Source organism: Maribacter sp. 1_2014MBL_MicDiv (assembly GCF_001865655.1).
GTDB classification, from domain to species: Bacteria; Bacteroidota; Bacteroidia; order Flavobacteriales; family Flavobacteriaceae; genus Maribacter; species Maribacter dokdonensis.
The window spans coordinates 2,263,782-2,276,674 of the sequence record NZ_CP011318.1 but is presented as its reverse complement, the minus strand read 5'-3'; the positions used below and the strand labels follow the sequence as shown (position 1 = coordinate 2,276,674).

Genomic DNA, 12,893 nt, shown 5'->3' with positions numbered 1-12,893 from the left:
TAACTAACAACACAAATTTTTTAGAAATTGAAAGTAGCCGTTACGAACAATCTTCTAGGTAAAATTGGTCTACCTACAAAGAATTGAGATTCCGTTTGACCTGCTGAACCTGCTCTTGGGTTCCCTTCTGTAATTCCGTCACTATCAAATAAATTAAAGACCGATACCCCTAAACGAACCGAATTATTGTTATCCTCTTTTGAGAATGTGTAACCGGCACCTAACCTACCAATTGTTATGGCATCTAATTCTATATTATTGGTATCATCGGTGAATTTTGAACCTGTGTAGTTGAATCCGAAATTGGCATCGAAAACGGCATTGTCATAATACAGTCCCAATCCGCCCAATAGGTTTGGCTGTCTAGCCAATTCATTACCAACGTTAGCTTCTGTAGAGGTACCGTTTACCAAATCGAAATCGGTATTTTTTGTAATCTCGTGGTTTTGATATGTAGCATTACCACGTAGATTTAGATATTGTGCAAGGCTGTAATCCCAAGTTGCCTCTATACCTATGGTTCTTGTGTTTTGCTCAGCTCTGGTTTCATCTATTAATTGACCACCAACAATTGCTTGTCTAATGGAAATACGATCTTTAAGACCTACGTAATACCCTGCCACCGAACCAGAGAATTTTTGATTTCCGAATTTGGCACCAGCTTCAAACTGAATAATGTTCTCGGCATCGTACGGACTTTCAGAAATACCGGGTACCGGAGCAAAACCTCTTAGTTGTGGAAAAAAGTATCCTTTAGAAAAGTTTGCGTATAGATTGGTAGTTTCAGTTAACTCATAAAGACCTGCAAGTGATAGCGCCCAAGCATTTGCATTTACTTCTGTTCTTAAGAACGTACCATCTGCAGTTTGCACATCACTTAACGCAGCTGTAAGTTCAGGGTCAGCATATACCGTTTCGCTCATAATACCACCACGGCTATTGATACCATCTGTATGTTCCCATCTAAAACCAACATCAAAACGCCATTTGTCTAAAATCATCTCGTCTGTAACATATAATGCTAATCTATTTTGAGAAAGAAAGTTATTGGCAGTTTGCCCAATACGGTTATATAAACCGCCTTGAGAATACACTACATTATTTCCACTGGCATCGGTATAATTTAAGTTTACCAATTGAGGGTTATTATTGAACTCCGTTAACACTCTATATTGATAATTTACATCTTCTGCCTCAGTACGGGCTATGTAAGAACCTACGGTTATGTTATGGTTACCACCATTTGCCGTTTCAATAGACTTAGTAAGGTTGATCTCACCAGAATAATCTGTCATTGGACGTAAACGATCCACATGCAAATTATCTATTACCAAGTCGTTACCGTTAATTTGAGCACCTGACCCACTTTGGTAAGCAGCAGTATACCCTAAATTACCAGGAGCTATACTTTCTACATAATTATCTAATGTTATCGGATTTCCGTTTGTTCCATTTCCTCCTACATACAGGGCAAAGTTGTGCTTGTAATTTGCATATTTAATTTTGGAGGTCAATTTAAGGTCATCTTCAAATCTGTAATTGAAATCACCCATAAGGTAACCACCTGAGGTAGCAACACCATCTGAAATAGGACTATTATAGGTTCCGCCTGGTGTGTTGAACGAGGTATTTGCCAAATCACCGGATAACAATTGTTCAACCGGGTCACCATCATTACCGTTTATACGTTCTCTACTACCACCACTTAATGGAATTGGAAGGTAAAATTGAGCTTTGTCGTCAATAAACTGTCCGCTCAACGTAAAAGAACCGTTATCGAATTTCTTTTTAATATTAGCTCTAAACTGAACACCTTTTGTTGGAAGACCAACATCTATAGGACCTCTATCATGACGTACAAAACCAGTAAAAGCGTAATACGTGTTAGAATCTTCACCACCTAGTTGACCACCGGAATAGAAGTCCGTTTTTATTCTACCTTGGTTGGCCACTTCAATATTAATAATGTTACCAGGGTTTGTATCGCCCGTTTTACTTGTGTAGTTAATAATACCGGCAACAGAACCTGCACCATATAATACTGCCGCACCACCACGAACAAATTCAACACCTTTAAAACCAATATCTGGTCTTGCATAGACATCATGCGCAGAAGAATTTAGTCCGAAAGAACTAATTAAAGGCATTCCGTCATATTGCAGTGGGTTAAAAACATACTGACCACCGGAAGGCAAACCTCTAACGAATATATTACTTGCCGTTTCACCACCACCACCTTCAGCGGTAATACCTGGGACACTTCTAAGGATATCTGCCTGACTGTTAGCGGATAGCTTGGTTATTTCTTTCATTTTCACAGAACTGATCGATAAGGGAGCCTGCTTTTGAGAACGAAATGTACTTGATGCGGTTAAAACTACCTCATCTAATAACTGACCACCTTCTTGAAGCACGACATTTACCGTTTGTGTAGTACCATTTAAGGTCAAAGATTTATCTACCGAAGTAAAACCGATATACGATATACGTAATATCTGCTCACCAGTAAGGTCTGTTGAAAAAGAAAAATTACCATCAAAATCCGATGTTGTACCCGAAGTGCTACCTACAATTAAAATATTTGCACCGGGAATAGGGTCTCCTAAATTGTCTGTTACGGTTCCAGAAATATCGGTCTGTGCAAGGGAGCTTGCACTGATAAGAAGTCCGATTACCGCAAAAATAATTTTCTTCATAATGTTTGAGTTTTTTAAGTTGAGTCGATTTAAATTATCAAATCGTTGATTTTGAAGCCAAATTATATGAATATAGCATTCTATTAACCTAAAAATAACGAATTACCTATGCAAACGTTTGCGAAAACGTTTGCAATTTAATTTGTAATATTGTTATTCTCTCAAATTCAACATAATTTACTCATTTCCAATCATGAGCAAAAAAAGAAATACCACTTTAAAAGAACTTTCTAAAGAATTGAGTTTATCTATCTCAACAATTTCAAGGGCACTGAACGATCACCCGGATATCAGTCTTGCAACCAAGGAGAAAGTTAAAAAACTAGCCAAGCAAATGAATTACGTTCCTAATTTATTTGCCAGAGGCTTCCGTTCAAGAGAAACACACATACTAGGTGTTATAGTACCCAACATTTCACACCTATTTACTTCTACGATCATAAAAGGAATTATTGAGGAAGCCGAATTAAGGGGGTACAGGGTAATTATATCTGAATCTAATAATGACGACACCAAGCAGACAGAAATGCTAAATACCATGACCCAATTTGGAGTTGACGGAGTGCTAATGTCATTGGCCAGAAAGACAAAAGATATAGAAGAAGTATTAAAGGTTTTAAATAGAATACCTATTGTATTATTTGACAAGGTATCAAGTAAAATACCTTGCACCCAAGTTGTTATCAATGAAGAAGAAGCTGCTTTTAACGCTGTTGAACATCTAATAGAACTTGGCAAAAAACGAATTGCCATAATTAAAGAAACCGAAAATTCATACAACTCAGAAAAAAGATTTGCCGGTTATTTACGCGCTTTAAACCAATATAAAATACCCGTACGAAACAAGCTAATATTAAGCACCGAAGATATTTCATTGGGCAATGGAAGACGGTTGGCCAATATTCTCATCAGTATGAAAAAACGTCCAGATGCCATTTTTGCCATCACCGATAATGCTGCAATTGGAGCTATTAAGGCATTGCATAAATTTAAAATCAAAATACCCGATGAAATTGCCGTAGTTGGTTTTAGCAACTCAATCAACTCAACGATTATTAGTCCGGCTTTGACCACTGTTGATCAACCCGGTGACAAGATCGGCAGAACAGCGGTTCGTTTTCTAATCAAGGAAATAGAAAGTCAACCCAACGAAGTACATACCAAAACTGTTGAGATAAAGACCAGTTTGATCGTTAGGGATTCTTCACTAAAAGCTTAAAATACGAACACTTGTTATAACGGAATATTGCCGTGCTTTTTCTTTGGCAAGACCGCCACTTTATTTTCAAGCAGGGTATAGGCTTTTATGAGTTTCCTCCTGGTGTCTTTAGGAAGAATAACCTCATCTATAAATCCTCTTTGGGCAGCACTATAGGGATTGGCAAATAACTTTGCATATTCCGCCTCCTTTTCAGCTAATTTTGCTTCTGGATCATCAGCAGCGTTTATTTCCTTCTTAAAAATGATCTCACTTGCACCTTTGGCTCCCATAACGGCAATTTCCGCTCCAGGCCACGCATAATTTAGATCGGCACCAATATGTTTGGAGTTCATAACATCATACGCACCTCCGTATGCTTTTCTAGTAATTACGGTTACTTTGGGCACCGTTGCTTCACTTAGGGCATACAGTAATTTTGCACCGTTTGTAATAATACCGTTCCATTCTTGATCAGTGCCCGGTAAAAACCCAGGAACGTCTACCAATACTAAAAGCGGAATATTGAAACAATCGCAAAAACGAGTGAATCGCGCAGCCTTTTTAGAACTATCAACGTCTAACACCCCTGCCAAACTAATAGGTTGATTGGCAACAATACCAATACTTTTGCCTGCCAACCTAGCGAACCCTACAACAATATTATCTGCATAGGCCTTATGTATTTCAAAGTAAGTATCCTCATCAACAATACCATTGATGACATGGCGCATATCATAGGGCTGATTTGCATTTATGGGCACAATATCTTCCAATACATCACGTACCTCATTACCAAGTGCATAGGGAACATCTGCTGGTTTATCTTCACAGTTTTGAGGCATATACCCGATCATCTGCTTAATTTGTTCTATACATTGAATATCATTGGCAGCCGTTAAATGTGTAACACCAGATTTAATGGCATGTGCCGATGCGCCACCAAGTTCTTCTGATGTCACTTCTTCATTGGTTACCGTTTTTACCACATTAGGACCAGTGACGAACATGTAGCTAGAGTTTTCTACCATTAAGGTAAAATCGGTCATTGCTGGCGAGTATACCGCACCACCGGCACAAGGTCCCATAATAGCCGAAATTTGGGGAATTACTCCCGATGCCATTACGTTCTTATGAAAAATATCCGCATAACCACCTAAGGAACGTACACCTTCTTGAATACGGGCACCGCCACTATCATTAAGACCGATCATTGGAACACCTATTTTCATGGCCATATCCATAATCTTACAGATTTTTTCGGCATGTGTTTCAGATAGAGCACCACCAAAAACGGTAAAGTCCTGTGCAAAGACGCAAACTTGTCTTCCGTTGATCGTACCATAACCAGTGACTACTCCGTCACCATAAAAAACTTGTTTTTCCATTCCAAAGTCTTTGGTACGGTGGGTAACCAAGGCACCCAACTCTTCAAATGAACCTTCATCCAATAAAAAATGTATTCTTTCATGAGCAGTTAACTTTCCTTTGGCATGCTGTTTATCAATACGTGCTTGACCTCCACCCAATTTGGACAATGCCAGTTTTTCCGCTAAAATCTCTTTATTATCTTTCATGCTACTCGTTCAAATCTTATTTGCAATTCTACACTCTACTCTTCTGCCAATTAGAAGAATTTTTGGACGGAACCTTTAAAACCTTTTCATTTTCCTTATACAATTTCAATGCTACCAAGGCCGCTATTCTTCTTTCTTCGGCATATTGCATTTCTAAATGTTCTGGCGAATAATAGTTTTTAACAAAATGGGTGTCAAAATTCCCTGAAGTAAAGGCTTCATGTTCACAAACAAACTTTCCAAAAGACAAAGTTGTGGCAACACCCTCTACTTTATAATTTTCAATAGCCTTTATCATTAATTGGATAGCTTCTTCCCTGGTTTTACCATAGGTAATCAACTTGGAAAGCATAGGATCATAATAAATAGGCACTTCCATACCTTCTTCAAAACCGTCATCAACACGAATACCCTCACCTACCGGTACTTTATAGGTTGATAATGTTCCTATACTGGGCATAAAATCTGCCAAAGGATCCTCTGCATATACACGAACTTCAAGTGCATGACCGTTTATTTTTAAATCTTCTTGGGTAAAAGCCAACGCTTCTCCACGAGCTACTTTGATTTGTTGCTCTACCAAGTCGACCCCCGATATTAATTCAGACACCGGATGCTCCACTTGAAGCCTGGTGTTCATTTCCAAGAAATAAAAATTCTTGTTTTCATCCAACAAAAACTCCACCGTGCCTGCACCAACATAATCGCAAGCTCTAGCTACTTTTATAGCAGCCTCACCCATTGCATTTCTTATTTCTGGAGTAAGTACAGCTGAAGGAGCTTCTTCCACTACTTTTTGATGTCTTCTTTGAACGCTACATTCCCGTTCAAATAGATGAACAATATTACCATGGGTATCGGCAAGTACCTGAATTTCTATATGTCTGGGCGAGCCTACATATTTTTCAATAAAAACAGATCCGTCACCAAATGCCGCTTGTGCCTCACTAATTGCCCTTTGCATCTGCTCTGGTAAATCCTTCAAGTTTTCAACTACCCGCATTCCCTTACCACCACCACCAGCAGAAGCTTTAATTAAAATTGGAAATCCTATTTCTTTTGCAACCTTTTCGGCTAAGGCCACATCTGTTATAGCTTCTTCAATACCGGGAACCATAGGAATATCATAATCACGAACCGCCTCTTTTGCCGCTAGTTTATTCCCCATCACTTTAATGGCATGAGGTTTAGGTCCAATAAAAGTGATTCCGTTGTCCTCCACCATTTGTGCGAAAGTCGCATTTTCACTTAAAAATCCGTAACCAGGGTGAATACCATCTGCACCTGTTCCCTTAGCTGCGTTAATTACTTTTTCCATCACAAGATACGATTCTGATGAAGGGGCAGGACCAAGTAAAACTGCCTCATCTGCAAACTTCACATGTGGAGAATGACGGTCAACTTCAGAATATACAGCTACGGTTTTAATGCCCATTTTTTGAGCGGTCTTCATTATCCGTAATGCTATTTCACCTCTGTTGGCTATTAGTATTTTTTTCATTAAAACTTAATTTTCCTTTTATACAATGGTGGCTATAAGATTGTTTCTATTCCATTTCAATAATTAAGTGCCCTTTCTCAACAGCATCATCTTTTTTAACTTCAACTGATTTTATTACGCCTTCGCCCTGAGCCAGAATAACATTCTCCATCTTCATAGCAGATAGTACCAGTAAAGGAGTACCCTCTATGACCTCTTGCCCTACTTCTACCAAAACATCCACAATTAACCCGGGCATGGGTGCTTTTACCTCGTTTAATTTTTGAGTGGTTACCGCCAGCAATCCCATCTTTTTAATTTGCTGATCATACTCATCTTCAAGTTTAACATCATAAATATTTCCGTTGATGGAAAGGGTAACGGTCTTGTTCAAAAAATTGGAATGAATTATTTCTACGTCCAAAGCGCTATTCTTATCTAAAACATGAAGTGTATTCTCATTGACCAATATACTATCTAAAGAATCTACATCACTAGTGCTACATTGTAATTCTTCTTTGTTTACGGTAATTAAGTAATTTGACATATTTGGATCTTATAAATTCAATAGTTAAGTAAACCAAAGATATCGAAAAAGATTGGGGATGGATTTTGCCGTTTTGAAATGACCTGTTCCGTTGATTATTTGAATAACAGGGATACTTATAATTTAAAATGGTATGCCGAATAGAACACTGAATCTCATATAATCTCGCGAAGAATTGATTTTATTTAAAAAAGTAGAAGTCTCGGTCAGAACGAAGCAAAGCACCGTAAACATTGACCAAAAACAAAAAACCCAACCTAAATAATTAGATTGGATTTCGTTTTTTGCTCCCCCTCTTGGGCTCGAACCAAGGACCCTCTGATTAACAGTCAGATGCTCTAACCAACTGAGCTAAGGAGGAATATGTTTTATTTTTAAGTCTTTTTTTGACTCATTTCCTTTTTACAATTTTGCCGGTGTAAGGAGGAGCTCAGTTCTGAGCCCTGCCTGCCGGCAGGCAGGTAAGGAGGAAAATAACCCGTTTTAGTTTCCTAAAGCGGGTGCAAATATAGTAGTTTTTTGAAAGTCGCCAAACAAATAAATTATTTTTTTTATTTAAATATCGCTTTATAAACATCATTACCGTTTGCGAACAGTAAAAGTGCTATTAAAATAAAAAATCCGGTGATCTGTGCATACTCTAAAAACTTATCGCTCGGCTTTCTACCTGTAATCATTTCATAAAGCAAAAACATTACGTGGCCGCCATCTAAAGCTGGTATTGGCAGAATATTCATAAACGCTAATATAATAGATATAAATGCCGTTGTAGCCCAAAACGCTGGCCAGTTCCAAGTATCTGGGAACATACCGCCTATGGCAGCAAAACCACCAACCTCTTTATATGCACCAGTATCAGGGTTAAAAATTTTCTTCATCCCCTTAATGTAATCTGTAAGGGTTTTAACGCCTTTATTCCATCCGGCTGGGATAGATTCTAAAAAAGTATAGTTTAATGTTTCAAATTTGAAATACCCCTTTTCCTCATATTCCTCTAATGAATTTAACCCAGCATACACTCCAAACTTTCCTTCATCAGAAACATTTGCATTCAGGTTAACCTTCTTCCCATCTCGAATTACTAATACGGGAATACTTTTTCCTTTATTGGCTTCCAAAACCGGTATTACTTGATCTTGATACTCTACGGGCGTACCGGCAATTTCAACAACAGCATCACCAGCTTTAAATCCACTATCCTTATTTTGAGAATCTTCAGGGATTTCTCTAATTACAAACGGATTCCTATAATTTATAAACCTAGCATTTTCTCTATTATCAGAAATTGTTTCAATAAAATTTACCGGTATATCCTTTTCTATTATATTACCGTCACGTTCTAAAGTTATTTTTTCACCATAAACCACTTCAGGCATAATACCATTTAAAGCTTTGATCTTCTTACCATCAACAGCAAGAACTTTATCTCCCGTTTGTATACCTAGTGCATCACCCAACGTAGTATCGGTAACCCATACTCCGTCTTTTAGACTATCATTTGCAATGTATGTTTCACCATAGGCATATGCCAGACCAATGAAAATAACAACGGCCAAAATGAAATTTACCGTTACGCCGCCCAACATAATAATTAAACGCTGCCAAGCCGGTTTACTTCTAAACTCCCACTCCTTAGGTTCTTCTGCCATGGCTTCTTTGTCCATGCTCTCATCTATCATACCAGATATTTTTACATATCCGCCAAGGGGCAACCAACCAATACCGTATTCGGTCTCACCTATCTTCTTTTTAAACAGTGAAAACTTTACATCAAAGAACAAGTAGAATTTCTCAACTCTGGTCTTAAAATATTTTGCCGGTATAAAATGCCCTAACTCGTGTAGTACTATTAATATTGAAAGGCTTAAAAAAAATTGAATTGTCTTTATTACAATGGGGCTCATCCTTATTTCGTGAAAATTAAAATCGCACAAAAGTACATTTTTACAACCGCTAAAAAAAAGAAACCCACTGACCTTATGGTATTTTATGAATAATTTATCAGCAAGACAGCTATATTTACTTGAAATCTTGACAACCCTAGCGTACCTTTGTAAAAAAATAGTATGCGGTCTTTCTTCGCAAAATTCAAGATTTTTGGAATAGTACTTTTGGTACTCTCCGTCATAATCATATATTTATTCTATAATGCCCTACAGCCTGTAAAACTGTTGCCCGTATATTCTCCTGCCATGGTAAACTCAGAACTGGTAGCAGATGAAATTCAACATGTTAGAAAGTACCATACCATTGCAGATTTTTCATTGACCAACCAAAATGGCAAGACCATTACCCAAGAAGATTACAAAGGTAAAATCTATATAGCCGATTTCTTTTTCACCACCTGCCCAACTATTTGCCCTATCATGACCAAAAACATGGTAGACCTACAAAAGGCACTGGGCAAAGATTCTGATGTTATGTTGTTATCACATTCCGTTACTCCAGAGATCGACTCGGTTAAACAGCTTAAAAAATATGCTATTGAAAAAGGGGTGGATGACAGGAATTGGAATTTAGTTACGGGTGATAAAAAACAGATCTATGAATTGGCACGAAAATCTTATTTGGCCGTTAAAACCGATGGCGATGGCGGACCATTTGATATGATACATACCGAAAATTTTATTTTAGTGGATAAGGATAAACGCATAAGGGGCTTTTATGATGGCACTAAAAAAGAGGATATGGATAAAATTATGGCCGATATTGAAATTCTAAAAAATTCTTACGACGAACTAGATAATTAACCGGGCTATTACCTGCCCAAGGCGAAACTAGTTTTAAGATGTAATAATTCCTTAATTGAATTATTTCATTTACTTTTGCCTTACTTATAATGAATCTAAATAAAGATTGGAGACTACAGTAGCACATTTAAAAAGAGGTCAAAGAGGAATCATAAAAGAATTCACTCAAGACCTATTGCCGATCAAGCTACTTGAAATGGGTTGTTTACCTGGTAATGAAGTAGAATTGGTACAGGTAGCACCATTAAAAGACCCAATATATATTAATGTCAACGGATCTCATATTGCCATTAGACGAGAAATGGCCTTACATATAGCACTTGATATTATTGATGACAATGCGGTTATATGAGCAAACAGATCAATGTAGCCCTTATAGGCAACCCTAATACCGGTAAAACATCGGTTTTCAATCAGCTTACCGGACTAAACCAAAAAGTTGGTAATTACCCAGGTATTACCGTAGAAAAGAAAGAGGGTATTTGCAAATTGCCCCGTGGTGTCAAAGCTCACATTTTAGATTTACCGGGTACCTATAGTTTAAACACTACATCATTAGATGAAAGTGTTGCCGTTGAACTTCTTTTAAATAAGAACGACAAAGACCACCCAGACGTTGCCATTGTCGTATCTGATGTAGAAAACCTAAAAAGAAACCTTCTTCTTTTTACACAGATCAAGGACTTAAAAATACCTACCATTTTAGTCATTAATATGGCCGATCGTATGGTTCGTAAAGGGATTACCATAGATATTGAGTTATTGGAGCAAAAGTTAAACTCTAAAATTGCTCTGGTAAGTACTAGGAAAGAAACGGGTATAGATAGATTAAGAAATCTCATTGCAGACTATAAACTTCTACCAAAAAGCCAAGATGTAGATATATCGGTTATTGCACCTGATTATTTTGAACGACTTACAGAAGCTTTTCCGAAAGAGGATATCTATAAGTTATGGTTGGTCATTACCCAAGACGTGAACTTTATGCCGTTGAAAAAAACGTTTACAAAAGACACATCTTCCTTTACCACAAAATCAAAATCCGAGCTTAAACGTTTACAGCAGAAAGAAACCATATTACGTTATCAATTCATTAACGGCATTTTAAAGGAAACGTATAAAGTAGATGCCAATGCCGCCAAAGGGTTTAGAGCCACTTTAGACAAGGTCTTGACCCATAAGGTCTTTGGTTATGCAATTTTCTTTTTAATACTGCTCACCATTTTTCAAGCCATTTATGGTTGGAGCGAGTATCCCATGGATTTAATTGATGGTTTTTTTGCTTCGGCTACAGAATGGGTGAAAGATACATTGCCACCGGGAGTATTTACAAATCTTATTGCAGAGGGTATTTTAGCCGGTATTGGTGGTATCGTCATATTCATACCACAAATAGCATTCTTATTCTTATTTATAGCCCTACTGGAAGAAACAGGCTATATGAGCAGGGTAGTCTTCTTGATGGACAGGATAATGAGGCCCTTTGGGTTGAGCGGTAAAAGTGTGGTTCCATTAATTTCAGGTACCGCATGTGCTATTCCAGCGGTAATGGCCACTAGAACTATTGAAAACTGGAAAGAAAGGTTAATTACTATTCTAGTAACCCCGTTCACTACTTGTTCGGCAAGGTTACCGGTCTACCTAATTATCATTGCCTTGGTCATACCCGAAGGCAGTTTTCTTGGATTAAGCTATAAGGCCCTGACCTTAATGTCATTATATTTAATGGGCTTTGGAGCTGCTATTCTGTCGGCGGTAATCCTGAACAAGATCTTAAAAATTAAAAGTAGGTCTTTCTTTGTGGTCGAAATGCCCAACTATAAACTACCGTTGATAAAAAACGTTGCCTATACCGTTCTTGAAAAAACAAAAAGTTTTGTTTTTGGCGCAGGTAAAATAATATTGGCCATATCTATTGTGCTCTGGTTTTTGGGCTCTAACGGATTTTCGGACGAATTTAAAAATGCCGAAACCATAGTAGCACAAAGAATTAAAGAAAAGGGGTATAGCGCCAATAGCGAGGTTTACTTTGAAAATCAACAAGAAGCACAAGCAACAACTCTTTCCATAACAGAGAAAGCTGTTCAACAGCAAGAATTGCAAGAAAGAGCATTAAACCAAGAAATTGCCAGCTATAAATTAGAGCATTCCTATATGGGTTATATGGGCAAAGCCATAGAACCTATAGTAAGACCTTTAGGTTATGACTGGAAAATAGGAATAGCCGTTTTAACATCCTTTGCGGCAAGAGAGGTTTTTGTAGGTACATTAGCTACTATTTACAGTGTAGGGAATGATGAAGAGGAAACCATTAAAAATAGAATGGCTGCAGAAGTAGATCCCAAAACAAAAAAACCATTGTTTAATTTAGCCTCGGGCATTTCATTACTATTGTTCTATGCATTCGCTATGCAATGTATGAGCACCTTGGCGGTAGTAAAAAGGGAGACGAATTCTTGGAAATGGCCAGCAGGACAGCTAGTATTCATGAGCCTTTTTGCTTATATTGTAGCTTTAATAGCATACCAATTATTAAAATAATATGGACATTATACAACACATATTGGTTTACATAACCCTAGCTATTTCCGTAGGGTATTTGGTAAATAAATTTTTGATTCCTAAATCTATTTGGTCCGGCAAAA

Annotated in this window: 9 protein-coding genes and 1 tRNA gene; 4 read left to right on the top strand and 6 right to left on the bottom strand. The window is 37.6% G+C overall.

Annotated elements, in window-relative coordinates:
- Nucleotides 1–20: 20 nt before the first annotated feature.
- Complete coding sequence (locus YQ22_RS09555; RefSeq protein WP_071341014.1) at nucleotides 21–2,696, bottom strand: TonB-dependent receptor; 2,676 nt, start codon at nucleotides 2,694–2,696, stop codon at nucleotides 21–23.
- Between the two features lie 193 nt (nucleotides 2,697–2,889).
- Here YQ22_RS09555 and YQ22_RS09550 point away from each other — a divergent pair, with 193 nt between their 5' ends.
- Nucleotides 2,890–3,915, top strand: a complete 1,026-nt coding sequence (locus YQ22_RS09550; protein ID WP_071341013.1) for a LacI family DNA-binding transcriptional regulator — start codon at nucleotides 2,890–2,892, stop codon at nucleotides 3,913–3,915.
- 14 nt (nucleotides 3,916–3,929) lie between these two features.
- On the opposite strand, the gene YQ22_RS09545 is transcribed toward YQ22_RS09550, so the two are convergent.
- The 5 genes from YQ22_RS09545 to rseP form a co-directional block, all read right to left on the bottom strand.
- The gene (locus YQ22_RS09545; protein ID WP_071341012.1) at nucleotides 3,930–5,471 is read right to left on the bottom strand and encodes an acyl-CoA carboxylase subunit beta; all 1,542 of its coding nucleotides are present in this window, start codon (nucleotides 5,469–5,471) and stop codon (nucleotides 3,930–3,932) included.
- A gap of 28 nt (nucleotides 5,472–5,499) precedes the next feature.
- Nucleotides 5,500–6,972 (bottom strand): acetyl-CoA carboxylase biotin carboxylase subunit, encoded by a 1,473-nt coding sequence (gene accC / locus YQ22_RS09540; RefSeq protein WP_071341011.1) that lies wholly within the window; start codon nucleotides 6,970–6,972, stop codon nucleotides 5,500–5,502.
- A gap of 46 nt (nucleotides 6,973–7,018) precedes the next feature.
- Nucleotides 7,019–7,498, bottom strand: coding sequence for a biotin/lipoyl-containing protein (locus YQ22_RS09535; protein ID WP_071341010.1), 480 nt, complete (start codon nucleotides 7,496–7,498; stop codon nucleotides 7,019–7,021).
- Between the two features lie 287 nt (nucleotides 7,499–7,785).
- Nucleotides 7,786–7,859, bottom strand: a tRNA-Asn gene (locus tag YQ22_RS09530).
- A 190-nt stretch (nucleotides 7,860–8,049) separates the two neighbouring features.
- On the bottom strand, nucleotides 8,050–9,402 hold the full coding sequence (gene rseP / locus YQ22_RS09525) for an RIP metalloprotease RseP (RefSeq protein WP_071341009.1): 1,353 nt from the start codon (nucleotides 9,400–9,402) through the stop codon (nucleotides 8,050–8,052).
- Nucleotides 9,403–9,564: 162 nt separating this feature from the next.
- Between rseP and YQ22_RS09520 the strand changes: the two genes are divergently transcribed.
- The 3 genes from YQ22_RS09520 to feoB all read left to right on the top strand — a co-directional run bounded on the left by YQ22_RS09520 (nucleotide 9,565) and on the right by feoB (nucleotide 12,789).
- Nucleotides 9,565–10,248, top strand: coding sequence for an SCO family protein (locus YQ22_RS09520; RefSeq protein ID WP_071341008.1), 684 nt, complete (start codon nucleotides 9,565–9,567; stop codon nucleotides 10,246–10,248).
- Between the two features lie 106 nt (nucleotides 10,249–10,354).
- Nucleotides 10,355–10,600, top strand: a complete 246-nt coding sequence (locus YQ22_RS09515) for a FeoA family protein (RefSeq protein WP_058104354.1) — start codon at nucleotides 10,355–10,357, stop codon at nucleotides 10,598–10,600.
- Nucleotides 10,597–12,789 carry a ferrous iron transport protein B gene (gene feoB, locus YQ22_RS09510; RefSeq protein WP_071341007.1) on the top strand — a complete coding sequence of 731 codons (2,193 nt, stop codon included), beginning with the start codon at nucleotides 10,597–10,599 and terminating at the stop codon, nucleotides 12,787–12,789. Before YQ22_RS09515 ends, feoB begins: the two co-directional genes overlap by 4 nt.
- Nucleotides 12,790–12,893 lie beyond the last annotated feature (104 nt).